This is a genomic window from Bradyrhizobium sp. WU425 (genome assembly GCF_021052305.1).
GTDB lineage: Bacteria > Pseudomonadota > Alphaproteobacteria > Rhizobiales > Xanthobacteraceae > Bradyrhizobium > Bradyrhizobium canariense_D.
In genome coordinates this window covers 6,566,037-6,591,898 of record NZ_CP088089.1, presented here as the reverse complement: position 1 = coordinate 6,591,898, position 25,862 = coordinate 6,566,037, and the positions used below count along the sequence as shown (strand labels likewise).

Genomic DNA, 25,862 nt, shown 5'->3' with positions numbered 1-25,862 from the left:
CCCGAGCCAACCAAATCCGGCCGTAGTTGAAATGTAAAAAACCCTTTAGTTGATGGTTGTTATGGCCTTGTGCGGCCATAAGAGCCCATAGGCGACCTTGCTACATTTTGTATGCCCCCGTTGTGCCCGCCGTGGATTTTCCCTCGGGGCACGAAAACGGGGGAGGTCTGAGACCCGGTTCTGTTCGAGGTTGGCCGCCCTTGTTGCGGGGCACATCAGGGCACTGAGAGAGGGAATGGATCATGACGGAGCCGGCCAACCAGCTGACACTCACCGATGCGGTGATCCGCACCGCAACGCTGCCGCCGGGTAAGGCGCAGCATTATCTCCACGACGACAAGCTGCCCGGCCTTGCCTTGCGCATGCGCGCCACAGGCGGCCGAACCTGGGTCTGCCTCTTCACTAAGCCGGGGGTGAGGGGACCCAGCGCAAGGCCCTCGGCGCGTGGCCCAAATATAATGAAAAGGCCGCGCGCAAGGCCGCCACTATCGCGGCAGGCGAGGTCGTCAAGGGCTTGGACCCGAACGATGCGAAGCGCGAGGCGAGGCGGCAACAGGCAGCCGATAAGCAGCGCACCACGCTCGCGGCCCTCATTGAAGATGGTCCCTACCAGACGTCCTTGACCGAACGTCAAGTCGTCAACTGGAAGCCAGCAATGTCGGCCTTGCGGCGCGGGCTCAAGGATCACGCCGAGAGCGGCGTGGGGGACCTGACGCGACGGCAAATCATGGCTGCGGTCGACAAGATTGCCAAGACTGGCAAGCGCGGTGCCGCCAAGGACTTGCGCAAGCACGTGCATACCTTCCTCGAATGGTGTGTCGGCGAAGGTTACGTCGAGCACAACGTGCTCGCCGGCTATCGCGCGCCCAAGGAAACTCGCGCGCAGAGAGTCGGGCGCCGAACAAAGGGCCGCGCGCTGACCGATGAGGAAATCATCAAGGTCTGGGATGCATCCGGCAAGCTCGGGGCTTTCGGTTTCCTGGCACGCATGTGCCTGCTCGGCGGCCCGCGGCGCAGTGAGCCTACCATGATCGAGTGGCGAAAGCACATCATGGACGACCGGATCACGTTCGATGCGGCGTGGACCAAGATGGGGCTGCACCACGACGTGCCGCGCACTCATCTGGTTGACGAGGTGCTCACGGCCGCGAAACATTTCCAGCGCGCGACGTCCGACTATGTCTTCCCGTCACCGAAGACCGGTGGGCAGATGTCGGGCTTCACCAAGATGGTCAACCGCCTGGTCAAGGAAGCGGGCGTTGCCAAGTTCACCATGCATGACTTCAGGCGCAGCTTGCGCACCATCATGTCGCGCTGTGGCTACGACAACGAAATCCAGCGGTTGTGTGTTGGGCAGAAGCCAAGCGGAATCGATCAAGTCTACAATCACGACGAACAGTGGATCATCCGCAAGATGGCGTTCGAGGCGGCTCACGACTACATTGCAGAGCTGGTTGGCGCGGAACGCATCGGGAAGATCGTGCGCCTGCAGCGGACGAATCCGCTTGACCCGATCAAGGCCGAGCTACTCGGCCGTCTCCGTGAGCACTATGCGGCCGAGGCGACCTAGTCGTCTTATCGCACTTGGCCAGATAGTCCCGCACCGCATCGACACGATAGAGGGGTCGGCCATCGACGTAGCGCCATTTCAGCGGGTGGTTCGGATCGCGCCGCCACTGCTCCAGCGCTCCGGGCGTGCGCCGGATGACCGCGGCCGCTTCTAATGCCGTTAAATTAGAGCTGCCCGGCAGCGTATCGATATCGAAGGTCGCGGGCGGCGGCATGCCACGGTTCTTACGACGGCGCTTCGTGGCGTGTGGCATCTTCCGACTATTTGGTAGCTCTAACGCCTCGATCGGAACCTTTGCGTCCTTGCCGCTCATGCCTCAGTCCCGAACCGCGATCGGTCCGAGCCGATAAGATCGTACGCTGCTCTAACAGGAAAGAAATCAAGTTCGCAGGTGCGGCTGCTGGGTCGCTCTGGCGTACGAATAGGACGAACCGCTTCGATTCGTCTGGGACGCGCCCGGGAGCCCCTTCGCTTCATCCCGAGCGCATAGGTTCAAAATCCTCCCCTGAAACGAAGTTTCTTCTGAATAAAATCAATGGATTATCCCGCCTTCGGCGGGTTTTTTCATGTGGGGTAAGGGATTTCCACACGGTCTCGTTCGTCGGCACGGGCCTGAGCGTGGACATCGTCCCCGTCATTGAAGACTCGCAGCGCGCAGGTTACGGCTGGCAGTTCGATTTGCAGGACGGCTCGAAGCTCCAGACCTGCGCTCCCTGCGGATCAAGTTCGTGCGCGACCGGAAGAACAAGGACAAGGACTTTCGCACGTTGGTCCGCTTGACGAAGAAGTGGCGCAATCACGCCGAGCTGAAACCGCTCAAATCGTTCATCATCGAGCTGCTCGTCGCGAACCTGCTCGACACGGAGGGCAACACCGGATTGATTGAGCAGCGGTTCCGGCGCATCCTTCTCTACATCGCGCAATCCGGGCTGACGGAGCGCATCCAGTTCGCCGAGAACACGCCGCCGTTCGGCACGTTCAACGACCCTGTCGTGATTATCGATCCGGTCTACAGCCTGAACAACGTCGCTAGCCGCATCACCGAGGCCGAGCGGCAGGTGATTGTGGCAGCCGCGCAGAACGCCTGCGAAGCCGCGCACTTTGCTTCGGCAGAGGATGACACCGAGTTGTGGAAGGAAATCTTTGGATCCCGCTTCAAGATCGAGGAACCTGCATGACCCACTCTGCAACTGCCAGTCAGACGTATTCTTACACCAACGCCGACGTCGAGGCGGTGGCGCGGAGGTTTACGGCCGATCTCGTCATGATCGCCCAGAGCTCCGGCGCCATCACCGAAGCCAAGGCGCGCGAGTATGCCCACGATGCGAGGCCCTCGCCAAGAAGGGGTTCCTGAAAAGGTTGACATCACCTTGCCCCGCGACTTCACGGAGGAGGTGTGCGCGGTGCAATACACCGTCAACACTGCCTCGGGCGATCTCACCATGAGCCGCGACGGCGGGGTCATGTGGCGGCCCAAGGTCGCCAATCCGTACTTGCGTATCGTTCTGTTCCACACCGACGATTACACGTTCCCCGAGCGCGCCGCGATGAGCTCCAAGCTGAAGATCAACTGGAGTCCAACAAGCGACGACACCAGCCATGCGACGCTGAAGTCGGCGGGCAACCGCGACTATGCCAGCAACGCATTCGGTATGCAGCGAAAGGACTTTGCCTCATGAACCAGCCGGCTCCCAAAGTCTTCGACAGCGAAACTCCGCTTCCGGACCCTGCGCTAACCGCCAAGGCGAAGATGCTGCTCGGATTTGAGGAGCGGTACAAGCGCGTTCACAATCAGCTTCGCCTCCTTTTGAGCCTCGATGAAATCGGCGTCTGGAACAAGAAGCACCACGGCGGTAAGTTGCGGCTGTCCGAACTGGTCGCCGAACAGTATCCCCTCGCCATCTTTCACGGCGACATCGGCACAGGAAAAACGGCCAACGCCGAATGCCTGGCCAACCGCATTGTTGCAGAGACTCGTGCGGACGATTCGATCTTGTTCAAGCTCAGCAACCGCGTTCGCGGTAGCGGCAAGGTCGGAGAGATGGGCACGCACCTTTCGGAGGCGTTCCATCGCGTGACCCACTCCGCGGGCCGCGGGCGGCGTGCCATCCTTATTATCGATGAGGGCGATTCGCTGGCGACTTCTCGGTCTCAGGACCATAGCCACCACGAAGATAAAGTTGCCGTCAACACGCTGATAGAAGGTATCGACGATCTGCGCAGGTTTGGTGGCCGTGTCGTCACCTTCCTTTGCACAAACAGGCTTTCGATCCTTGATCCCGCTCTGCAGAGGCGCGCGGCCATCGTCGAGGAGTTCAAGAGGCCGACGGCTGAAGAACGCAGGCAGCTATTCAAGCTCGATTTGGCAGCCCTTGGCCTACCAGAAAGTCAAATCGCGCAACGGGTAGCCGCGACTGAAGCAAAGAATGGGCAGCCGTCCTGGACGTACTCGGATATTCGCACCCGCCTTTATCCGGATGTATATGACAATGCGGGGCAGTATTACGCGCGGAAAGGAAGATGGCAGGAGGCGGAGCAGCTGTTTCGTAGGGGCGTGGCCATGGACGACCCCGACTCCATGATTTCTCTCGCGGATGCAATTCGAGGCGCCAAGTTAGCCGCTAAATGGCCGGGTGAGGACTTCCAGCTCTACGACAGGGCTGCAAGTCTCGGCCATAAAGGCGCGCAAGCCGAGGTAGCCTAGCGGCCAGCCGTTCCTAATGGCCTTCGGAATGTGCCTCCAGTCGTAAGAGAATGGGGCGGTGCAGTCTTGCGGAATATGACCCGTTGAACGACGGGCAGACGCCCATTCCGGAGCGTCGGCAACGGCGAGCCCTCCGCAGTCGCGGCAAGCGGCGTCAAGGGCGGGCTCTTTTCCGCTCGTGCAACCCTTGATGTCCGCGCGGCCGCGGCGGCACCGCATACACTCGTTTGTTCACGTATGACAAAGCCGTAGCCGAGCTTCGCAGAAACAGATGCTTGCACGCGCTTATTCTCGCACATCGCCTGCAACGGCTTGGTTCTCCTGGCAAGAACATGTCACCTTACAGGCGATGCAAGTCGTTTGGGTGCTGCTGCGGATAACCTCACTCGCCATCCGGCTTGGCGTCCGCATACTCATCCTGCTCACATCCATTGCCATCGCGCTCCGGCGCTAGGGCGGCCTTAATCCGGGCCGCGCCCTCGGCTCGGCACGGTTCGCCAACCGACGGGAACTGTTCTGGTCCGGCGTGCGACGCGGGCAAGGACCCATTGTCGGCCGAAGAGGCCGCTCTTTTTTGCGCTTCAACAGGGACGGGATGATTGCGGTGTTCGCGCCGATGGGTGCCGGCAAAGGTGTTGGGGTGGTCATCCCAAATCTTTTCGACTACCGCGGCTCATCGTCTGCACCGATATCAAGGGCGAGAACAGCGCCGTCGCCGCATGAAATTCGGCAAGGTGCGGATTCTCGATACCACCAATCCCCACGCGTCCGATCGTTTCAACCCGCTGGACATGATCCGCACGGATGGGCTCCACGAGAAGGACGACGCCGAGGCGTTGGCGCGACTGATGGTGATCCCCGACGCCAAGGAGTCGCACTGGGACAGCAAGGCCGAAGGCCTGCTGACCTGCCTTATCCTGCACGTGGTGCGGCTTGAGCCGCATCTGCGCACCATGGCTCAACTGCGCACGCCCTCAACACTTCCCCCGGAAAGTCTCAAGGAACTGCTGCACGCGATCGCCAGCGAGGGTACGCGGGCGGCCCGCGAATTGGCAGGAAGCTTCCTCGCGATGGAAGGGAGCGAGGAGTACCGCAGCGCGCTGTCCAACGCGGAGAGGGCCACCCGGGTCTAGTCTTCCGCAAGCCCTGCCGGCGAAATCAGCACTTCATCCACCTTCCAGCTCAGCGAGCTGGTGAGCGAGGTATCCACCATCTACCTCGTCGTCGACGAGGAGAAGCTCTCGGTTTACGCGGGATTCCTGCGCGTGATGGTGGGCTGCGTCATCAACGCGCTGACGCGCGGTAAGAACCTGCCGCGGCCCAAGAAAAAGGTTCTGCTGCTGCTTGATTAGGCGGCTGCCCTCGGCAGCCTTGAGCCGCTCGAGCGTGGAGTAGGGTACTTGCGCGCCTACTGCACGCCCCTTCTCGTCTTCCAGGACATGAGCCAGCTGCGCGAGCTCTATCGCCGCTCCGGCTCATTCCTGGCGAACGCGACCTGTAAGGGCTTCTTCAACGTCGCCGACCTGGAAGCCGCAAGGTTCGTCTCCGAGATCATCGGCCAGGCGACTTCATTTTCAAAGAACCAGGGCACCTCGCGGTCCAACATGGACATGGTGCGCGAGCAGCAGTCCATGGGTCTCTCGGAGACCGGCCGCTGGCTGCTGGACCCGTCCGAGGTGCTGCGCCTGCCGGGCAGGCGCTCCCTGGTCCTTTAATCGCAGCGACATCGTGCGGTATCCGGTGCTCGCCTCCAAGGTCAACTACCGTTCATGGCGCCACTGGCTCTGGTGGGGCGTTTACGACCGGTGGCCAGCTGCGGTTAACTCGCGGCAACGTGAAGTTGCGAACCAAACCATGACAAGTTAATCTCGGCAAGCCTCGCTCATGATGGGGTTTCCAGTATGGCTAGATCTGACGCGAGTGTTGGCGGCAATCTCGAAAAGCGTGTCGAGAGCCTTTTGAACGGATGCATCGGCGCAAATCCGCTGCCGGGAAGACCCGATCGAAGTCTGCTACCCGACTCTCCGTTGGCGCAAGGTCTTATTGCGGGTTTAAGCTACGCGTTCCTTTTCTGTCTGATACCGGTCGTGTGCTTGCAGTTCTTTGAAGCTCGGCCCGAGCGTCACCTGTTCTTATTCTCAGTCTACGGAAGCTTGTACTTCGCCTGGGCCACGATCATCGCGCGACTTACGTCGATCCGACTGCTTGAAATTGTCAGAAACCAGATCGTTCCGACTCTTTCACCGAAAGGAGCGACGCAAGTCCATACCGAACTCGAAGAGCGCTTCAATGAGTGGCGCATCGGCACCGTCTCCTGGGCATGGGCGCTCTTGGGAACGGGTGCCGCTGCATGGGCGATTTACCGCGATGTCGGTTTCTTTCCGCTGCAGATCTTCTGGTGGTCTTTGGGCTGGCTGATGCTGTTTCTCACGGCCGCACGGACCACCTTCGTAGGAAGGTTCTACTCCTGCTTCGCGAAGCAGCTGGATGAAGAAGAGATATACGCTCTCGATCCGGCACAGTCCATACTGGTGCAAGGCGTAGCCGCGCTTGGTCAGGCGATGCTTGTGTTTTGGTTTGGCATCTTGCTGTCCATCACGCTTCTTATTCCATTTGCGAGCCTTGGGGACCAGGAACTCACATCTCCACAATGGTATGCGCACCTGCACTCCGCCTTTGTATGGCTCGTGGTGCCGGTCACGAGCCTGTTTTCAATCCCGTTCGGGACTCTTGTCTATCTGAACAGCGAGAAGGCAATTCGCAAGGTCGTAACGAGGACGCTTCGAACGACAAAGTTGTCGGTCGAGCAACAGGTCGGGCCCCTCTTTGCCAGATACAAGGACCTAGGCGAGGCGGACCTGATGCGCGTGAATGGTTTGTCGGCTATCTACAGCAGACTGGCAACGTCAGGGGGTTACAAAAGTGCGCTTGCGATTGGCTTCAGCCTGCTCATCCCGCTGATCGGACCGGCGACTGCGGTTGCGAAGTTCATCCTTGATCATCAAAAGCACTGAAAGCCAGGCGGCTTCTGCCGTGCTGGCGAGAGGTACCCTTGCGGAGTGACCGCGGGCGATTCGACCAGACCGTGAAACGAACAAGCTGGTTCTCACGCAAACTCAGCAACTCAAAGAACAACCGGTCGAGCTGCACGATGAGCCACTGGACTTGTGCCGCCCGCTTGCGGGCATGCAGGGTACGCTCCCATGCCGAGGCACGATCCTCTCGTGCCGCACCAATCGCTTCCGAGTCGCGGATGCGGCTTGCGTAGTAGACCTGCCGCGTCTTCAAGCGCGTGATGTGTCGTTGCGCCTTCGCCGCGGCGAAGCCAAACCTCCCAGCGTTCTGCTGAATACGGCTGACGTTGAAGTCGGCGCGGCTGCCCTCATCGAGCTCGGTGTAGACGACCTTGCGGCGTTCCTTGTTGCCGGCGGGCCTGCGCCGAACCGGCCCGGCGATCTTGTCCTTACTGAGGGGCGGGCGTTCGCGCACGGCCTTTCTGACTTTGGGGCCGACGTGCAACTCCGGAAGACGTTCAAGCGCAACCGCCCGCACGTGGTCGCCCCGCGACAACGCCGACACTTTTTGGGCGGCAAGGCTGCGGTGGTCACGGCGCGCATTGTGACCCCTTCCCCGCAGGGCGTTGTTCTGGCGGCGGGCCCAGGCCTCCCGCCATTTGATGAGCATGGCTTCGCTATTCCATGCCCGCGTCTTGACGCGCCTTAAGCCCAAGGGCGTGGCCTGCCTGAGCGTCAGCAGCAGATGAGCATGGAAATTGCGCGGGTCGTCCCCCTTCTCGGGGACGGGGGCAAGCTGCGCAGTGTAAGTGCGCCATTCACTTAGCCTAGCTTCTTGGTTTCCTAGCTAGAACAGTTGCAAGAAAACGTCGCACTCAGGCGCGAAATTGCGTTTTATTTCGCGGGGCTGCCCGATGTCGGTGGTAATATTAATCCGCGTGAGACAAAGCCCCGATTCTCGCGCGGCACGACCTGCGCAGAGAATTGAGCCAATTCACGGGAAGAGACGACTAGATTGTTCAGATTGGCTTTGGCCTAGTGGCGCGTCTTGGGCTTATTGATGTAATTGCGCTGCGCTATCAGAGCGGCGATCCGGAGAAATGAAAGCGTTATCCTCGGCGGGCCGTAGCCGGTGTCGCGCACAAAAGCCTCGACTGGCTTGCTTACTTTCTTGAAAAAATTTTCAAGAAAGTCGCTCATAGTCTCAATCTCTTTGGATGTGGGGGCCTTCAGCCGCGCTATCAGTCTGGAGACGGGGTCGTGCACATCCGAAAAACGTTCGATGATTTTGTCAGAGCGCCGTCCCTTGTGAGATGATCAATCACTTTGTGTAGCTCGCTATCATCCGGATGCTCAGCCCGAGCAGCCGCGCGTGTCCCAACTCCAAGCTCATGCAAGATGCCAACTGCAAATTGGCGCCTGGCTTCGAGCAGCGGCGTTCCCTGAGGCAACAGGTCGCCGGCCCTGAGAATGCGTTCAGCTGTAGAAGGCTGCAGAAGAAGTCCGTCTTCAATCATCGGTACATCTCGGCAAACGCCGGCTCCAGCCAGTCATCGCGATGGTCTGACCGGTGCGCGACCGGTAGTGGCAGAGATATGGCGGGTCAGTGAGAATGAAATCCACACACGCGGTGCCCACGCGGCATGACCTTGACGCAATCACCGGCAAGCACGGTGTTGCAGATATCCTGGACGGGTAGGGCGCTCATGAACGCACCTCCCTAGGGGGCCTTGCGTCCCAGCCGAAGTCGCTGCGGACCAGCTCGAAGCCGTCCATGGTGCCGAGACTGTCGGTGACATAGATGGCCTCGGCCTTGCGGATCGCGTCCTCGCGGCTGGCAGCCTCGACGACGATCGCCCATTCTTCGTAGTCAAAGCATTTGACCAGGAAGCGGGGAAGGGAAACGGGGCTCATCGCCCCGTCTCCTTGTCGGCCTTCGGTTCGCGGACGACCAGGCGGCCATCCAGAGGCAGGCAGCTGAGCTGGAGGTTGAAGCCCTTGCCGTCCTCGTGCGGCCATGCGGCGCCGATCTTGGTCCAGAAGGCGTTGTCGCCCTGTCCTTCGACCACATAAACTCCATGTGGGCGCTGGTTCTTTTCGTTGCGTTTCATTTGGCGATCTCCCGTTTGGTTTTTGCCGGCTGCGCCAATCGCGGCCGGACGGGAAATTCTTGGGAGACGAGGATTTAGCGGCGGCGCAACGGAGGGTCCGGCCGAGGGACCCGCTTGCGGGATACGGTTGGATGCGTTGCGCCGACACGCCTCGGCGCCAGTTTCCCCGTCCTGCTGGCCGATGCATTGGGGTTAGACGCACCATGGGAGGGGCTTGAGACGTAATAGGACCGCGCCTGCAGGGGTTTCTGGCCGTGGGTGAGAAAAAGGCTGAACATGCGGACTAAGGGAGCAGCGCTCTGAATCTTTCGGGGCGTCGGGCTAAGCACGTCTTGCCGCGCTGCAATTGCTGTGAGCCACGGCAGATCAGCCTTGACTAGTGCGGGGCGGGACGTTCAACTGACGGATATTGCAACCGTTTGTTGTGGGCGATTTCCGCGCTTTCGGCGCAAACGCTGATCTCATTTTTGATTGAGGGAAGACCATGCCAAGACGGATCGTGCTCCTCTCCGATGGCACTGGCAATTCATCGGCAAAGGTTTGGCGGACCAATGTTTGGCGCATGTTCAGTGCGCTCGATCTCACCAAGGACGACCAGGTTGCCTGTTACGACGATGGCGTGGGGACGTCGTCGTTCAAGCCATTGGCGATGCTTGGCGGAGCCTTCGGCATAGGCCTTCGCCGCAACGTCATCACGCTCTACAAGTTTGCCTGCCGCAACTACCGAGCTGCGGGAGATGAGATATACGCATTCGGATTCAGCCGCGGCGCATTCACAATTCGCGTGACCATAGGTTTGATCCTGGATCAGGGTCTGATTCCTGCGAAGGACATTTCGGATAGCGAACTCGACCGGCAGGCCAAGGCGACTTATCGCGCCTACCATAAAAGACATTTCCATACGAACTGGTACCTGATGATTCAGGGGCTCAAGAAGCTGCTGGGACGGGAGATGTCTGCGCCCTCTGCGGGAGCCACCGCAGGAAGGCACACGCCAATCATTCGCTTTCTGGGGCTTTGGGACACCGTCGCCGCGTACGGACTTCCGGTTGACGAGATGACCCAGGGAGTGAGCCAATGGATATGGCCGCTTGAACTCCCAGGCCACACGCTTCATCCCGAGGTGAAACGTGCTTGCCACGCTTTGTCTTTGGATGATGAGCGAACGACCTTCCACCCGGTTCTCTGGAATGAGCGTCGCGAGCCGCCGCAGCCGACGGGAGCCACCCGGTACACATCCAATGAAAGGCTTACGCAGGTCTGGTTTGCCGGCGTCCATGCCAATGTCGGGGGCGGCTACCCGGACGATTCACTGGCGCACATTCCGCTTTACTGGATTATGGAAGAGGCGCGGGCCTGCGGCCTCTCCTTCAAAACGTCCGATCCTGCGGCCGTGGCCGAAACCAAACAAGCGCAGGACAAGGATGGTCGACTGTACGACTCTCGCGCTGGCTCGGGCAGCTACTACCGATACGGCCCCAGGCGGATCTCCCGACTGACCCGCCAAAGCTTCTCGTGGACCACAGGAGATGAGGTCTACGTCGAGAGGCCCAAGATTCACGAGACGGTTTTGCGGCGCATTAAGAACAACGCACACGTCTATGCGCCCATCGGAATCCCACACAACTATGATGTCGTGTCGCCTGAGATCGCTCCAGACGGCTGCGTCCGCTTCCGAATTGACAGCCTTCCAGAGAGGGCATCGGGGCCGACAATCAGCACCCCTGAAACCTCCGATCAGGCCCAAGGCCGCGTCGTCGCGGAGCGGCAGTTCATCTGGCCATTGGTCTACCTGCGCGCGGGGCTGTATTTCCTCACCCTGGCGGCGACCATCGTCTTCGTGCTGTTTCCCTTCACGGGGCGCAGCGATCCTCTGGGCGAGCGGGTCAATGCGCTCAAGTGGGTGTCAGACATCATCCGAACCCTGTCCGGCTTCCTGCCGTCCTGGGTCTCGCAGTGGTTGGTGTCCTACGCCCAATATCCGGTGACGTTCCTGATCCTGGGGGGTGTCATCGTCGCTTTGCTCTTCGGCGGCAAACGGGTCGCATCTGCGATCGACGACCGGATGACCGCACTTTGGCGAGATGCGTTCGCAGGCGAGCTTATCGCGCCATCAGCGGCTCCCAGCGCCAGCCCTCATGGGCGCGAGCTATTTCTTGTCGGTGTGCGCAAGGCATGGCGCTACTATCTCGCTCCGGTACTTTCCGCGGTTGTCATCGTCTATCTGGCAGTCACGGTCGGTAATCGACTTGCGTTCACCGCGGTTGATCAAGCGGGGCTGGTTTGCAAGCCAACGGACAGGCTTGAATTTGTCCCCGACGCCGGCGCGCTGGTCTCGTTCGATGCGTCCGACCTTTGCTTTTCGACCGGTTATAAAGTGGGACGCCTAGAGCGATACCTCGTCTGGACCAACCCGGACCCGATTGCCCTGGTCAGGCAGTACAAGGACTACACTACCAGCCGCGCAACATGTCAGGTAGCGGCGGGAGACTTGCACAATGGCAGCGTCGTCACGGATGCACGTGGCTATTCGACTTTCCATAATCCGGATGACGGAACACAGCTGTCCTGGACCGAGACCGTTGTCCATATGCTCGCATCACCTTTGCGGCGTTACTACTTCCAGCCCTGGTTCCAACCGGTGGCGCGCTATGGCGCGCTAGGTAGTGAAGTGGACTTCCTCGAACCTGACCCCGACCGACGGGTGAAGAAAATATCTGAATATGTGACGCCGAAGGTGGCGGGCGAGTTGTTCTTTTACTTGAACGATGCCGTTCTTGTTCTCCCACGCAAATACCAGTGGCTTTATGGCGATAACGGGGGGTGCGTTTCGTTCTTCATCAAGCCGTCCAAATAACGATGGCGTGGGCCGACGTGAGCGTATGGGGATCTGATGGATTTCAATGGGACCTATATTGCCGGGCTGGTCGTGTCTGGCGTAGCGACAATCGTCTTCTTCGGCGCGAACCATCGGTTCAGGGAGGCGGTCGATCAGGCAATCGCCCCGATGAAAGTGCCCGAACGCCGATGGCGCGGGTATAGCGCGCAAGATCTCGCCGATTTCAAGAGAGTCGGGCTCGAACGGCCGACAACGTTCGGGAAGTCTGCGCTCGATGTGTACCGTGATCGCGTGTTGGTGCTTGACCTCGGTTTCGCCGTGGCCTTGGGCTTTTTCAGCTTGCTGTCCTGGGTTGTGGCCGTACAGCAAATCGGTTCGCCGCTGGTATCGTCGTTCGCCATGTTCGGCGGCATGGCAGGGTTCATCTACGGCTGCTCCGACGTTGGCGAGGATTTCATGCTTCGGATGCTTCTCCGGCCGGAGCGAATCGTCCGCGATGACGATGCTCGGAGAGCGACTGCTCTTACATGGCTCAAATTCGCGATGATTGGCATCTCAATTGTCGGAGCCGCCGTGTTCGGAATGTTGACACTCGTTTTCAGGGCGATGCCGTCCGACGCCAAGTCATAGAGTTTGAAAGACCGGCCGATTGGTTGCGGACGACTTGCAGCTCATCGAGCGCAAGGTGTGCCTAGAGGCCATAGGCCGACGCCGCGCGCTGGTCGCGCGCGGCGAAAATTTGGGACGCCAAAGCCGGAGCCGCGCATGCGGCTCCGGCTCGTTTGGTGGTCGTGACGTCTACGCAGCCATCGGCGCTGCGGTGCTAACGGCCTGCGGCAATCGCAGTACGGTGGGCAACCAGCCCTTGTCGGCCAGCAAACGCTCAGCAGCCTCGGCCATCGCGGGCTTCTTCGAGTCCGCCAGTTGCGCGGCGGCTTCCTCCGACACCCTTGGCGGACCGCCTCAACAATAACCGCCTTGGTGACCTGACCAAGGTAGTTGACGGCGGTGGGCTGCCAGTGCGCCGCCATGTCCAGCGAGACCGCCTGGGACAATGATTCGGCGTGTTTCAGGGACGGGGATGAGCCTGCGCCCGGACGGACGACCGCATCGAGCGCAAGGGCCGCGCAATGCGCGAGCAGGCGCATCAACTGCTTCTGCGTGAACCCCAGCAAGGCGTCCCACAGGTCTTGCACGTCGGCGGGTAGCGCCTTGGCAAGCTCGGCTTGCCGGTCGCTGCACGTGCGCCCCCGCGCGCTCTCATCTATCCCGGCCAAGTGTCCCGACAGATATCCGGCGGCCACTGAACCGTAGAAGCGATGAAAGCCGTTGTGCACCGTAAAGCGGTATGGACCTGTGTCGCGCGGTAAACCCCGACCGGCGGAAGCGCGCACTCAGGAGACTGGAACGCGAAGAGGACCGGGATCATTTTGAGCTTCTTCAGCATGGGGACGTCAGGATTGCGGCGAGGTGGCTCGATGTCAGCGATGGGTACCACGTCCACGTCATTTTCGGGCCGGACCCCGGTATGGATAATAGCCGCCAGGACTGGGCTGGAAATGCTCCATTTCGGCGAAGCGCCACCAGTCGTCTGGAATCTCGAACGTGCCGGCACCTGTTGGAAGGTTGAAGCGCATGACTCTATCCTTCGTTTACCCGTCAGCCGGCAAGGAGACGTCTGACTGCGCGAGCGATTCGCTGGAATAGGCTCGGCGTCGGCTGAGGCATTTTCTCGATGACAGGATCTCGGTTGGATGGAGGAGCGCCAGTCACCTCAAAGCCACAGTGATCCCCTAAGGCGACTACATCGGGAAACAGACACTCGGCGCTGCATTTCCCGTGTTGGGGTGGCTCCAAGTGTATTTCGGCATGGAATAAGGGCTCTGACTCATATGTGGAACGGCCCGGGCTGCAAGATCTTTCTCTGGTTGAACAAGGGATGACGGTGCGGTCATATGTTCGGCCTGTGAACGCGGCGCCTGGCCGCTGGCCACGATGATATCCGCGGAAGCAATCGCCCAATCAATTTCTCGCGCTCGAAGCGCAGTGAGTCAGGCGGTCTGATTGCTACCGGGAATGACGTCATTCGGGGTTCATCCAGATTTGCACCTTGCCTCCTCGGCAGCGTTCTTCTTCCGCCGGAGAGCTCTTGAGATTAGGATTTCAGCATTGCGGCCGGCGCCTGATAGTTGCCGCCTCTGACCAGCAAGGCCCAGATCGTGCGCGCAATCTTATTAGCGAGCGCGACCGATACGACCTTGACCGGCCGTCTTTGCAGCATGGTCCGAATCCAGAGTGGGACTTTCAAGCCTCGTTTAGCAAGCTTGATGATAGAGGTCGCACCAACGATCAGGAGCGTCCGTAGTTGCCGATTTCCGCGCTTTGATATCGCGCCGAGCCTTTCTTTCCCGCCGCTCGACTGTGCCCTCGGTGTGAGCCCCGTCCAAGCCGCAAAATCTCGTGCAGTCGCAAAATCGCGAGCATCCACGACGGATGTCCGAACGGTAGCGGCGATGAGAGGACCGACACCCGGAATGCTCATCAGACGCCTTGCATCAGGGTCCTTTCTGACGGCAACCAAAATCTCTCTGTCGAGCTTCTCTATGCGGGTTGTAAGCAGCTCAATCTGTTCAGCGAATAGGATCAGGGCAAAGCGGGCGGCGCCGGGAATCCTATTGTCTTTTTCGTCCCGGAGAAGCACCAGGAGTTTTGCGATGCTTGCCATGCCTGTGCCAGCGATAATGCCCAATTCGGCCATATGGGCACGCAGGGCATTTGCAGTCTGGCTGCGCTGCTTCATCAGCATCTCTCGCGTTCGCAAAATCATGCTGGCTGCTTGTTGTTCGGCAGTCTTCACGGGCACGAACCGCATTGTCGGGCGGTTGACCGCCTCACAAATGGCTTCAGCATCCGCCGCGTCGGTCTTGTTTCGTTTGACGTAAGGCTTCACGTAGGCTGGCGGCATCATGCGGACAGAGTGGCCCAACGCCGCTATCTCGCGTGCCCAGTGATGGGCACTCGCACAGGCCTCCATACCTACCACGCAAGCTGGAAGGCTCCGAAAGAAGGGCAGAACCTGCGATCGCCGCAATGTGCGACGAACCAAGACTTTCCCGTTTTCGGCGATGCCGTGAACTTGAAAGATCGACTTGGCCAAATCCAAACCCACTGTGATAATCTTCTCCATGGAACGGTCCTTCGTTTGTGGCGCCTCTCTACGCGACCACGTTAGGCACTTTTGATGCCGGTTCGAAGGGCCGTTCCACACCATCACTTTTGATGAAGTTCAAGCGTCGGCTCGCGTTGGTTTCACAAAGGAATCAATATGATGCAGCGAGCCCTACGTCCGTCGGCCTTGGTCCCTCGCGGATTTGACGTGGAAAGCGCTTTTTGTGATGGCGCTACGACCGTGATCACCATACGCGCCACGAGGGGGACGAGTCTCTGTCCCAGCTGCGGGACCAGTTCTGGGCGGATCCATAGCCGATATCAGAGGCGCCTAAATGACCTGCCGCTGGCGGGGCGGCAGGTTCGCCTGGTGGTCGTGGCGCGCCGCTTCCGCTGCGTTACTGTTCTGTGCGGTCGGCGTATTTTCACTGAGCGCTTCGACGACGGCGCTCTGGCACCGTGGGCGCGGCGAACGACCCGGCTCGATCTGATCGTCCATCACCTTGGCCTTGCCTTGGGTGGCCGCCCGGCGGCGAGTTTTGCCCGTCGACTTATGCTGCCCGTGAGCAACGACACATTGCTTCGGGTGGTTAGAAAGCGCGGGTGTCCGCCCTTTGCTGCGCCGAGCGTTATCGGCATCGACGATTGGGCCTGGCGGCGCAATCAGCGGTACGGAACGATTATCTGTGACCTCGAGCGGCGACGACCGATCACTCTCTTACCCGACAGAGAGCCAGCCACTGCGCAGGCCTGGCTCGCGGGGCAGCCACAAATCGCTGTGGTCGCGCGCGACCGCGGCGGTGGCTATGCCCTTGCTGTGGCCAAGGCACTCCCGCACGCCACCCAGGTGGCCGACCGTTGGCACCTCATGGAGAACGCCAGCCACGCCTTCCTGGATGCGGTTCGCAAATCCATGTGCCAGGTCCGGATCGCGGTCGGCTCCGCCACCATAAATCCCAACTTGTTGACCGCCGCCGAGCGCATTCAATATGAGGGCTATCTTCGGCGAGAAGACACCAACGCGGCAATTCTCAAGCAGGCTGAGACGGGCGTCTCCATAAAGGAGATCGTACGGCTCACCGGCCATAGCCGGGGCCTCATCCGCAGGGTATTGCGAGGTCAGCGATCCGACGTGTTCAGGGTGCGCGAGAGCTCGCTCGAGCACTACCTGCCATGGCTCGAAGTTCAGTGGGCCGCTGGCCATTGTAATGGCGCCGACCTTTGGCGTCGCCTCAAGGCGCAGGGATTTAGAGGCTCGGTGCGAGTCGTTGCCGAATGGGCGACACGCCGTCGGCGTGCCGAAACGCCCGATGCTCAGAGCCTGCAGCGGGTACCATCCGCGAGAACGATCGCCCGCCTGATGACCAATGGCCGCGATACGCTATCAAAGTCAGAGACCGTCACCATTGCGGCGATTGAGCAAGGCGTTCCTCTCCTGGTGGAAGCTCGAGAGATCATAGCCACTTTCCATGCGATGATCCGCAAGAAGGCCCACGGAGAGCTTGAACCATGGTTGAAACGAGCATGCGCAAGCCTCGTCATGTCTTTCGCCAATGGCGTCATCAAGGACAAGGCCGCCGTCAGCGCAGCGATCACGACGTCCTGGTCCAACGGCCAGACCGAAGGCCAGATCACCAAGCTCAAACTGGTCAAGCGCCAAATGTACGGACGCGCTAAGCTCGACTTGCTGCAGGCTCGGCTAATCGGCGCCACATGACCAGTGCTGCACCAAAATTGCGTCAGAGCCGAATAAGGACCCCGTTTTCGGGGTGATCGGCATCCAATCGGGGGTCTGACTCATTTCTGATGAAGTTTGCCGGCGACTGTGGTTCTCAAACGGAGAATCAGCGCCATGCGGACGGGCTTTCAGATCTCATCGCTAGTACCGAGTGGTTTGGTGTTTGATGGCGTAAGTGACTCAATGGATTCGCTTATTCTGGCAGTTAGGTCGGAAGCTGCGGAGGCTCGGTGCCCTTTGTGCGCGACAGCGTCGAGCCGCATCCATAGCCGCTACGTACGGCACGTTGCCGATTTGCCATCAGCGGGCAGGAAGGTGCGCCTCCGATTGCTCACGCGGCGCTTCACATGCGAGGTGCCGCATTGCCGCCGGCAGATCTTCGCGGAGCGGTTCGGAGAAGACGTCGTTCCGCTTCGGCGGCGTCGGGCGGCACGGCTCGAACACATCGTCCATCACCTGGGGTTGGCGCTCGGCGGCCGGCCAGCCGCCAGCTTCGCGAAGCGGCTCATGCTGCCTGTCAGCAACGATACCTTGCTGCGGGTCGTCCGACGGCGGACGGCGATGCCGACGGATCCATTGCTGGTTGTGGGTATCGATGACTGGGCGTTCCGGAGAAACCGTCGGTACGGGACCATCGTGTGCGATTTGGAGCGTCGGCGGATCGTTACCTTGCTGCCCGACAGGGAAACTGCGACCGTTCAGGCGTGGTTGTCGAAGCACCCGGGCATCAACATTGTGTCGCGAGATCGCGGTGGTGGATATGGCGAGGCAGCAGCCAAGGCGCTGCCGCACGCCATCCAGGTCGCCGACCGCTGGCATCTGATGGAAAACGCGAGCGCGGCCTTCCTTGATGCGGTGCGCCGCTCCATGAGCAAAATCCGAACCGCAATCGGGGCGACGAGGATCGATCTTAAACTGCTGACCTGCGCGGAAAAGCTTCGCTATCAGGGCTATCTGCGGCGCCAGGACAGCCATGCCGCAATCGCGGCTCTTGTCAGCGACGGTGTGCCGCTCAAGGAGATCGTCCGCCGCACAGGACATAGTCGCAATCTGGTTCGCCAAATTAGTCGCGGCGGCGGTACGGATATCTTCCGCACCCGTCAAAGCACCCTGGATGGGCACCTGCCGTTCCTGGACGCGCAGTGGTCAGGCGGCTGTCGCAACGGTGCCGAACTCTGGCGCCGTTTGAGAGGGCAAGGCTTTAAGGGATCACTGCGCGTCGTGGCGGAATGGGCCACGCGACGGCGACGCGCCGAGACTATCAGCCGTCAACAATTGCAGAAGGTCCCCGCCGCCAGGACGATAACGCAGTTGATGACGACGAAGCGCGACCACCTAACCAAGGCCGAGACCGTCACGGTTGCCGCTATTGAACAAAGCGTTCCTATGCTGGCCGACGCCCACGCTCTCGTTGGCCGCTTCCACGCGATGGTCCGAAAGAGGGCCGAGGTCGAGCTCGAACCTTGGATTGATGAATCCAAGCGGAGCCTCATAGGCTCATTCGCGAATGGCATCGCCAACGATAAGGGCGCGGTGCACGCGGCAATCACGTGAGCGTTCACCCGGCCGCGACCGCCTGAACAGCCACACGGCTCAGCGATTCAGCCGCCGACCAGCCGGGGGAAGAAGAGAGTTTCTTCCGCAGTGGGGTCGAACGATCGGATCTGCGACACCTGATTTGAACCGGTCCGGACCGCGGCGGTGAAGCCGACGTTCGTCAGCTCGCGGAATCGCTGCTCCGCCTTGGCTACTTCTCGTGCATCGTTGGCGTCGAAAAAGTGACGGCTGTCGCCAGTATCGTCCATCACAACTTGGATCGGCATGCGGATCCCTCCTTGTTGCTTCATGACTGAAAGTCTTTTTGAAGCTCCGAAACCGGCGCCGGAAGGCGCAACAAAAATGGGCCCCAGCTCCGGGGGGCAGTGGGAAGAGCCGCGATACTGCTGCGGTGCTCAGGCGACCTGCACGTGCGAGCTGGGATTAAGGTAACGCAGCAAGGCTACCGGCCGCGTCCTTCGCGCGCACCGGCCGGAGCTTCCTCGCATTGTCGTTGGCTAGCCGAAGTGTCTCTCTCAGAATGAGGACTTCCTCGTATTGCTCCTCAATGTGCGATCTGATGGCCAGGCGCCGGATCCGCTCGCTGAGGAGTTCGACTTGTGCAGCTATAGTCGTGCTCTTGATTGACATGTGAAGCTCCCCAGAACGTCACTGAAAGAGAAGCTGATGCTTCACCGGATCAAGTCTGTGTGAAATAACCGTTTTTTTGCCATTTTTTCCTGTTCCGCGCGAGGAACACGGATTGGCGGTCTCTTCCTTTTGGCAGGATGCCGATGGGCATCGGGTCGTCTACTCCCTCAGGGATGCGACATAATCGCTGCGAGCAGTTTCTTCCGCTTTCCCGCCAACATCAGACATCGAATCGGATCAGCGTGCTCGTGCCAGCAGATTGCGAGCTACTTGATGCGAGCTAGGGAGTCGCTCAATGTCCTCAAGCGCACCCGTGCTTGCGCCGCTCATTCAATCCGGTCGTTCGATGAAGTTCAAAAGGCCACGCCCGATCTGCGTTGTCGCCGGATTCAGTAGCGAATCCCCGCCCGACTGCATGCCACCGAAGCTATCGCGGGTAGTGAGACCGAAGCGATAGAGATCTCCCACCAGGCGACGGAAGAGTTCTTTGTCTTCGGTCACCTTGGGAAGTGCCGCCGTGATCACATGCTCCATGCTCCCCATCATAATTGACTTTGCCGATGCAACCGCCTCGGGGGACTCCTTCGGATTACTGAGGAATTTGAGCAGGACAACGTGCATCGGCGTCATCGATTCGATCATTTCCAGAAAGATTTGCCTGACGTTCTCGTCGATGGTCCCGATCGCACTATTGAGCACCGCATTCTGAAGCAATTCGCGTTTCTCTGCAGACGCGGTCGACGTCGCCAATCTTGCGGCTTGCAGCATCGTCGCCTGAAAAGCCTCGTTGCTGCGGAGGGCTTCTGCTGAGAGCTGATCATGGTTATCCTGGAGGGCGACCAGCCTCTCCATTGTCTCACGCAAAAAATCATCTCGACGCTCCTGGGCCGGATCGACGACAACAAAGTTGAAAAACTCGGCAAGTGCGCTGCCGACGACGGGTAGCGAGCCAACTCCGGCCTTCAAAGCTTTGTTCAGGAAGTCTTCAGTGCGGTTGCTGAACGGGTCGTCGGGCATCATCGATGCACTCCTTGAGATCAGGAGCGACTCTAATGCGATTCGGCCGCGCGGTGGGGTGTCCCAGCTGTTGCACCTGCCGGCGCCTCGGGCTTCAATTGATCATGAACCCGGCAGTTGTGCATTAGGTGCGCTGTCGAGAAGGGCTGGCTGGAGCTGCATGAGAGCGGCACCTATGTGCGCCTGCTGACGCCAGGCGAGGACTTGCTAGCGAAGGCATGACATGGTCCGCCAAGTTTGACGAACCGATCGTGCTGCCAGACTTTTGCGTCGCCGCTCTGAGACTCGAACTCGATTGCAGCGCCCATCATCGAAGAACTGAAGGACAGCTACCGAGTCGGCGGTGAAAATGACGGCTTGGACGAGCTTTAAATGGCGGGTTTAGCGTACGGTGGTGCGTTCGGCGAGCCTATCGGCTTCTTTGAGACTATCGGCAAGCCCTTCAAGCCGGAGAGTGATGTGCGCACCGCCACCGTAGTAATGACCAAGATCGCCAACATCGGCAACTGCATACGGCGAGGAGAGGTTGTTCTTAGCCGCCGCCTTCCGAGCACGCAGCCTCCGCAGATCGATATATCCGTAGATTGCCGCCGCTACACCGAGTAGCAGCGGCATGGCCATTGCAACGTAAGCGGCTGTCATTCGATCTCTCCCAATTGCTCGTATCCTATCTCATGTAGGACCCAAGCCACAAATCCGCAAAGAACTCCCAATCCGATCAAAGCGTACGCATCGAATTTTGATGGGTTCCCTAAGGCGAATGTGAAAAGCGGCGTCAGACCTCCCGCGCTCGCAACGGCCACGGCGAGGGTGTTCAAGCCACTTGCCCGGAACTTGATCCGTTCAATCTCGGCTAGGGTCACTCTGGTAAGTACCGGTTTTCTGGAGAAAATTGGTCATGAGCTTTTCGATGAGGGAGGTAAGCGGGCGTTGATCATCGACGGGCGCCTTTAACACGGATTTAAGACGACAAGATTGATCGATTTTTGATCGCCGCTTGAAAGCCGCATGATGAGCCAAGAGTGCGCGGCCCCTCGTTGGCCGCAAAGCGAAATTATCATCTCTGTCAACGGTCGTTGACAGTCTTGTTAAATGAGCGGATAGTTGGCTGAGCGTCATCCGGTCAGGTGCGGCAATGGTCTCCAGCGGAAAATTCATCGCCTACTATCGCGTGTCCACCGAGCGCCAAGGCCGGAGCGGGCTCGGCCTGGATGCGCAGCGATCAGCGGTCGCGACCTACCTTAATGGAGGTGATTGGCAGATCGTCTCGGCGTTCACTGAAGTTGAGAGCGGCCGGCGGGCGGATCGTCCCGCACTGGGGAAAGCTTTGGCTGCCGCGCGGCTTCACCGCTGCCCGCTGGTGGTGTCCAAAGTCGATCGCCTGACCCGCAGCGTAGCTTTCCTGAGCCGCCTGCTAGAGGCGAACGTTGACGTGAGGTTTGCGGACCTCCCACAGATTGAGGGCGCCACGGGGCGCTTTCTGCTTCAGCAGATGGTAGCTGTCGCTGAACTGGAGGCCGGGATGATTTCCGCTCGCACGCGTGCCGCGCTTGCTTCCGCAAAGGCGAGGGGGAAAACGTTGGGAGGCCCACGCGTCCGCAAGAGCGACGGGCTGCCAGTTAGGATCGGCAAGGCCGCCCAGAAGCGTGGGGCCGCAGCGAACCGCATGAGGGCCGTCGATCGCGCAGCCGATTTGGCTCCGACAATCGCGGAGATACGCGACCGGGGCGCTGTGACGCTACAGGCGGTTGCGAACGGCTTAAATGCCGCCGGCATCCCGACGCCGCGAGGGCAGGGCAGGTGGAGCCCGGTTCAGGTCAAGCGAACGTTGGAGGCCCTGAAAGAAGCTCTGGGGCCGGTGTAGATCGAGGTGAGAGCGATTATGAACGCGCGGGGCGAGCTTATGGGATAATGCCAGCGCCTTTGAGATGTTGCTTGATGTCGGACCTCGGGTGACCGAACTGAACCTCGATTTCGTCAATCACTTGCTTATCGGTCCAGCCCCTAGACTTCAGCTTCCTTGCCAGCGCCTCAATGTAAACAGCGTCGTCCGCGACGGTACTCATTAGCCCCCCTGGAGAAAGCTGAAGCGGTCAAACTTCTTTGTTGAGATGTTCCTTCAGTTCGGCCGCCCTCTCCGGGCCCAACACCCGTTCAATAGTACCGTCGGCCCACTCATCCCGCGTCTTTTTCACGGTCCGAGAGACGACGTTTAGCAGCCTCTTCTGGGCATTCTTATCGTCGATATGAAGTTCGTCAGCGACGGCTTTCGCGACCTGAACCTCTACCAAATCGTTCAAGACCTCAATGAGGTTAAGAGCATTCATTGTTCGCTCCTTTTGATCTATGACCACCCAAAAGATACCTACTAACGCTATCAAAGGACCGAGGTTCACAAGTAGAGCGAGCCATCCCGTCACGGCATTCCAGAGTGGATCGACTTTCTCGCTCGGACTCCAATTGCCCGCAAACGTTACCAAAAACAGCTGATAAACCCTACTCGCTTTTCCTTCACCGGGAGTAAAGTATTCGGCAGTGAGGGCAAGGCCGATCAAGACGGCCATTGCGCCGCCCACCCCAAGGATAGCTTGCTCTTTGCGCGAGATAGCCATCTTCTTTGCTGCGTCGCAAAATGCGAGCCCCTGATGACGAAACCGGCTCCGCACATCATTGCATCTGAATCTCAGTTCCAACGCAAGCTTCGCGTCGCCGCCGATGTGAACCTGTCGCTGACTAAACGGTCAGCAATATGGTTGATTCATAGGCAAACGCGGGGGGCATGACGCGAACAATGCTTGCTCAGTATTTCCTCCGGCGGCGGGACCGATTTGTGCGCCCAGGAACGATGGCCGTACACCGGCCAAATGCGCTTTCTCGAAATCAGCGCTTTGTGCCGCGCTTCTTCATCCTCACACCCGCGCCGCCGCCGTTCTCCGGGATGAACTCGACCCCGGCCTTTTGAAGAGCCGTAACCAAAGACTCGCCAGTCTCAGGGCGTCCACCGATCGGCTCGTCACTGTCGATCGCTTCCAGACGACCGAGACGCCAGTGATATCGACCCTGATATTGAAGATGAGGGCCTGGACGAGGAGCCGGAAGACGCCGAGCCTTCCTTGGGTTCTTTCGAACGGATAATTGACCAGGAAAAATCATGGCGCACGGTGAGCGGCGAGTTCATCGCCGGAACCCACTGTGAGCAGGACGACGCCGACGACGAGCCATCGCTCGGCAGTTGTGATCCGTCCATGGGCGGCGGCGATCAAACCCGTTGGGCTATCGGGGACCGGAGGGACCTTGAGAGCGATCCCACCGATTCCGGCATTGCCGATCAGGACGGGTCGCTGGAGCAGATTGGAAGCGGCGACTGGACACAAACGGTGATGGCATGAAAGAGCACAATTGGCATCGCCGCCATGCACTCCAGCTCGCTTGCCAACTTCCTGAAGATAGCGAGGACGCCCCGATTGTCTTGCGGATGGCAACGCAGCTTGTGACGGGCTTCCTGGCCGAACCAGACGAAGCCCCAAAAGCCGCGACCGTATTGAGTATTGTTCAACCGTCCAAGTCGGGTTGACGTCTAAACGCGTGTCGGGGGCCGCCTGTGATTTGATCAGGTGGCCCCACGACTCACGATACCAACTCCCTCAATGTGAAATCCCCAAGGCGATCTGCGCCACCAGCTAGCCGCGATTCAGGATTCGGCTCGGCGCTGGAACAAAACCGAAGCATGAGAGTGAGAGAAGATCAAATGACGAAGAACAGACTAACCGACCTGAACGACCATCTTTTCGCGCAATTGGAGCGGCTCGGAAGCGAGGATCTGACGGCCGAGCAAATCGAAACTGAAGTAAAGCGTGGGAACGCCGTTGTAGCAGTTGCGGACCAAATATTGCGTCATGCCACGCTGCAAGTGCAGGCCGCGAAGATCATATCCGATCACGGGTTAGACCCGAGATCGCATCTGCCGCAGGTTGAGATAAACGCCATGCACAAGCCCCTCAAGGCATTGAACGGGACAAAGCAATGAAGACGCCTAGGAAGGCCGACCTGAAATGGCGGGGTATCGCGCCGGGCATGACGTCAAAGCTGTCCGAGATGTTCGAACGGCGAATGTTGCGTCAGGGCAGAACCGTCAAGGATCTGACGGACACGAACTCAAAATCGTATTTGGTGCCCGAGTCGCGCTACGAGGTCCACCGGTCTCTGGACCCCGCATGGGCCAAGCGGGTATCAAAACTCAACAAGGCGAACATCAGCAGAAAGCATAAGGAGAACAGCGGCCGCCGTGCTGCGACACAAAAGTATTGCCTCAACGGGCTTCACCGCATGACGGGAGACAATGTGATGATCGTCAACGCTATCGGTCATAGACGGTGCCGAACATGCCACTACGCGGCAGCGGCGGGCCATCCCATGCCCGTTGAGAAGGTCGAGGAGATCAAAGCAGCGGTAGCAAACGGCGCGACTTTCAACCAGATATGTAACGGCCATCCGCCCGGAGGCGGGGAGACCGACAGGTCCCTGATACTCACCACAGCGCCAAAGTTGCAGCGGCAACGCAAGCTCGATCCTGAGTTCGATGCGTTCGTGACGAAGCACTTCGAGGCCAACGTTTTCATAGGTCAGATCCTTCGTCACAACAAAGATGTGCCCGAAGAGATGAAGAGGACGCTGCGTCTGATCGGGAAGATCAGGCACAAAGTCAAGGCATCGTGCGCGAAACTGCCTCGCCTTCACGAGCAACGCCCAAGGGTGCGTTTACGATCACGTTGCTGAGCAACATGGGCTCTCTCCCCTTGGGCAGCCCGGCCGGCGAGAACATAATCACGGCCAATCGATGTCTCACGATCGGAGGCTCCGCCGGTTCACGCTGGTGGGCCCCTGCACGCGGGTGTGATGCGCATTGTGTGAAGTAGTTCACAAGTGGCAGATATAGCCAAGCATAGTGTGCGCGCTTCAGGTGGAGGGAAGCGCCATGAATGCTAATTGGACGACCTCTCGAATGTTCGCACTGACAGCCGTTGTTCTGGTGGCAGCCGGTGCCACTATGGCGATTGGCACTCCGCTCAAAGTGATTGAGCCGACTTTGGGAAAAGATTGGCAATGCAGCCGAACGTTGCTGCTTGTGACGACTTGTTCTCACTCGGGCGTTCGACCGGAATAAGAACCACTTTCAACGACCATCATTTGAAGGTTCCCACGCAAAAAAATGCAACCTTCCGTCGGCCGCCTTTGGTGATTGCGCGCTTGTGTAGGGAGCTAAGCGCCATTCAGCGGTGCAGAGAATCCCTCGATCGCATTCATCTGCGAGCTTAAGAAGCAGGTCAACGTTAGCCTTGTCGCCTGAAGCGAGGGCTAACCTGCGATATCGGTTGGCACGGGCGTTGCTCACGAATCCCGATCTCAACGCTACAAAACAAAGACATTGGTCCTAGTCCGTCCGCCGCTCGCGCGATTACCACCAGAAAAGCGGCAGGTTCATCCACGCAGCACCTACTTCGGTGGAGGCAAATC

General features: G+C 59.5%; 23 protein-coding genes and 3 pseudogenes. 16 read left to right on the top strand and 10 right to left on the bottom strand.

The annotated features are described in order from the left end of the window. Positions 1–242 precede the first annotated feature (242 nt). The 8 genes and pseudogenes from BcanWU425_RS37615 to BcanWU425_RS31770 all read left to right on the top strand — a co-directional run bounded on the left by BcanWU425_RS37615 (position 243) and on the right by BcanWU425_RS31770 (position 7,288). Positions 243–1,570 (top strand): annotated as a pseudogene (locus BcanWU425_RS37615) (tyrosine-type recombinase/integrase). Positions 1,571–2,298: 728 nt separating this feature from the next. After that, positions 2,299–2,748 (top strand): hypothetical protein, encoded by a 450-nt coding sequence (locus BcanWU425_RS31795; protein ID WP_231188922.1) that lies wholly within the window; start codon positions 2,299–2,301, stop codon positions 2,746–2,748. Then, positions 2,745–2,924, top strand: coding sequence for an HORMA-1 domain-containing protein (locus BcanWU425_RS37490; RefSeq protein WP_268738918.1), 180 nt, complete (start codon positions 2,745–2,747; stop codon positions 2,922–2,924). Before BcanWU425_RS31795 ends, BcanWU425_RS37490 begins: the two co-directional genes overlap by 4 nt. A 49-nt stretch (positions 2,925–2,973) precedes the next feature. Continuing rightward, on the top strand, positions 2,974–3,249 hold the full coding sequence (locus tag BcanWU425_RS37485; RefSeq protein WP_268738917.1) for an HORMA-1 domain-containing protein: 276 nt from the start codon (positions 2,974–2,976) through the stop codon (positions 3,247–3,249). Next, positions 3,246–4,274: an AAA family ATPase gene (locus BcanWU425_RS31785; RefSeq protein WP_231188913.1), complete on the top strand. Its 1,029-nt coding sequence runs from the start codon at positions 3,246–3,248 to the stop codon at positions 4,272–4,274. The genes BcanWU425_RS37485 and BcanWU425_RS31785 overlap by 4 nt, the downstream gene beginning before the upstream one ends. A 719-nt stretch (positions 4,275–4,993) precedes the next feature. After that, the gene (locus BcanWU425_RS31780; protein WP_268738916.1) at positions 4,994–5,407 is read left to right on the top strand and encodes a type IV secretory system conjugative DNA transfer family protein; all 414 of its coding nucleotides are present in this window, start codon (positions 4,994–4,996) and stop codon (positions 5,405–5,407) included. 60 nt (positions 5,408–5,467) lie between these two features. Continuing rightward, positions 5,468–5,989, top strand: a pseudogene (locus BcanWU425_RS31775) (type IV secretory system conjugative DNA transfer family protein). Between the two features lie 186 nt (positions 5,990–6,175). Further along, positions 6,176–7,288: a hypothetical protein gene (locus BcanWU425_RS31770; RefSeq protein WP_231188911.1), complete on the top strand. Its 1,113-nt coding sequence runs from the start codon at positions 6,176–6,178 to the stop codon at positions 7,286–7,288. Here BcanWU425_RS31770 and BcanWU425_RS31765 read toward each other — a convergent pair. The 4 genes from BcanWU425_RS31765 to BcanWU425_RS31750 all read right to left on the bottom strand — a co-directional run bounded on the left by BcanWU425_RS31765 (position 7,263) and on the right by BcanWU425_RS31750 (position 9,399). Beyond that, complete coding sequence (locus BcanWU425_RS31765) at positions 7,263–7,958, bottom strand: MobA/MobL family protein (RefSeq protein WP_231188909.1); 696 nt, start codon at positions 7,956–7,958, stop codon at positions 7,263–7,265. The two genes, BcanWU425_RS31770 and BcanWU425_RS31765, sit on opposite strands and share 26 nt — an antisense overlap. Positions 7,959–8,323: 365 nt before the next feature. Next, positions 8,324–8,488: a hypothetical protein gene (locus BcanWU425_RS31760; RefSeq protein WP_231188907.1), complete on the bottom strand. Its 165-nt coding sequence runs from the start codon at positions 8,486–8,488 to the stop codon at positions 8,324–8,326. A gap of 504 nt (positions 8,489–8,992) precedes the next feature. After that, positions 8,993–9,202: a hypothetical protein gene (locus tag BcanWU425_RS31755; protein ID WP_231188905.1), complete on the bottom strand. Its 210-nt coding sequence runs from the start codon at positions 9,200–9,202 to the stop codon at positions 8,993–8,995. Then, on the bottom strand, positions 9,199–9,399 hold the full coding sequence (locus tag BcanWU425_RS31750) for a hypothetical protein (RefSeq protein WP_085394447.1): 201 nt from the start codon (positions 9,397–9,399) through the stop codon (positions 9,199–9,201). The genes BcanWU425_RS31755 and BcanWU425_RS31750 overlap by 4 nt, the downstream gene beginning before the upstream one ends. A 484-nt stretch (positions 9,400–9,883) precedes the next feature. Between BcanWU425_RS31750 and BcanWU425_RS31745 the strand changes: the two genes are divergently transcribed. Next, positions 9,884–12,256: a DUF2235 domain-containing protein gene (locus BcanWU425_RS31745; protein WP_231188903.1), complete on the top strand. Its 2,373-nt coding sequence runs from the start codon at positions 9,884–9,886 to the stop codon at positions 12,254–12,256. 36 nt (positions 12,257–12,292) lie between these two features. Further along, positions 12,293–12,868, top strand: a complete 576-nt coding sequence (locus BcanWU425_RS31740) for a hypothetical protein (protein WP_085394449.1) — start codon at positions 12,293–12,295, stop codon at positions 12,866–12,868. Between the two features lie 875 nt (positions 12,869–13,743). Here BcanWU425_RS31740 and BcanWU425_RS37480 read toward each other — a convergent pair. After that, positions 13,744–13,875: a hypothetical protein gene (locus BcanWU425_RS37480; protein WP_268738915.1), complete on the bottom strand. Its 132-nt coding sequence runs from the start codon at positions 13,873–13,875 to the stop codon at positions 13,744–13,746. 518 nt (positions 13,876–14,393) lie between these two features. Next, positions 14,394–15,425 carry an IS110 family transposase gene (locus BcanWU425_RS31735; protein ID WP_231188901.1) on the bottom strand — a complete coding sequence of 344 codons (1,032 nt, stop codon included), beginning with the start codon at positions 15,423–15,425 and terminating at the stop codon, positions 14,394–14,396. A 141-nt stretch (positions 15,426–15,566) separates the two neighbouring features. On the opposite strand from BcanWU425_RS31735, the gene BcanWU425_RS31730 reads away from it, so the two are divergent. Continuing rightward, the gene (locus tag BcanWU425_RS31730) at positions 15,567–17,123 is read left to right on the top strand and encodes an ISL3 family transposase (RefSeq protein WP_231190928.1); all 1,557 of its coding nucleotides are present in this window, start codon (positions 15,567–15,569) and stop codon (positions 17,121–17,123) included. 135 nt (positions 17,124–17,258) lie between these two features. Further along, positions 17,259–18,695, top strand: a pseudogene (locus tag BcanWU425_RS31725) (ISL3 family transposase); the annotation flags it as partial. Positions 18,696–18,745: 50 nt separating this feature from the next. Here BcanWU425_RS31725 and BcanWU425_RS31720 read toward each other — a convergent pair. The 3 genes from BcanWU425_RS31720 to BcanWU425_RS31710 form a co-directional block, all read right to left on the bottom strand. Continuing rightward, a complete protein-coding gene (locus BcanWU425_RS31720) occupies positions 18,746–18,967 on the bottom strand; it encodes a hypothetical protein (RefSeq protein ID WP_231190926.1) in 222 nt (73 codons plus the stop codon). Between the two features lie 694 nt (positions 18,968–19,661). Continuing rightward, the gene (locus BcanWU425_RS31715) at positions 19,662–20,351 is read right to left on the bottom strand and encodes a hypothetical protein (RefSeq protein ID WP_231188897.1); all 690 of its coding nucleotides are present in this window, start codon (positions 20,349–20,351) and stop codon (positions 19,662–19,664) included. 378 nt (positions 20,352–20,729) lie between these two features. Beyond that, positions 20,730–20,990, bottom strand: coding sequence for a hypothetical protein (locus tag BcanWU425_RS31710; protein ID WP_231188896.1), 261 nt, complete (start codon positions 20,988–20,990; stop codon positions 20,730–20,732). 493 nt (positions 20,991–21,483) lie between these two features. Between BcanWU425_RS31710 and BcanWU425_RS31705 the strand changes: the two genes are divergently transcribed. Further along, positions 21,484–22,212, top strand: coding sequence for a recombinase family protein (locus BcanWU425_RS31705; RefSeq protein WP_231188895.1), 729 nt, complete (start codon positions 21,484–21,486; stop codon positions 22,210–22,212). 229 nt (positions 22,213–22,441) lie between these two features. On the opposite strand, the gene BcanWU425_RS31700 is transcribed toward BcanWU425_RS31705, so the two are convergent. Next, positions 22,442–22,960 carry a hypothetical protein gene (locus tag BcanWU425_RS31700; RefSeq protein ID WP_231188894.1) on the bottom strand — a complete coding sequence of 173 codons (519 nt, stop codon included), beginning with the start codon at positions 22,958–22,960 and terminating at the stop codon, positions 22,442–22,444. A gap of 501 nt (positions 22,961–23,461) precedes the next feature. Between BcanWU425_RS31700 and BcanWU425_RS31695 the strand changes: the two genes are divergently transcribed. The 3 genes from BcanWU425_RS31695 (at position 23,462) to BcanWU425_RS31685 (ending at position 25,124) form a co-directional block, all read left to right on the top strand. After that, on the top strand, positions 23,462–23,737 hold the full coding sequence (locus tag BcanWU425_RS31695; protein WP_231188893.1) for a hypothetical protein: 276 nt from the start codon (positions 23,462–23,464) through the stop codon (positions 23,735–23,737). 359 nt (positions 23,738–24,096) lie between these two features. Next, on the top strand, positions 24,097–24,375 hold the full coding sequence (locus BcanWU425_RS31690; RefSeq protein ID WP_231188886.1) for a hypothetical protein: 279 nt from the start codon (positions 24,097–24,099) through the stop codon (positions 24,373–24,375). Beyond that, positions 24,372–25,124 (top strand): hypothetical protein, encoded by a 753-nt coding sequence (locus BcanWU425_RS31685; RefSeq protein WP_231188881.1) that lies wholly within the window; start codon positions 24,372–24,374, stop codon positions 25,122–25,124. The genes BcanWU425_RS31690 and BcanWU425_RS31685 overlap by 4 nt, the downstream gene beginning before the upstream one ends. Positions 25,125–25,862 lie beyond the last annotated feature (738 nt).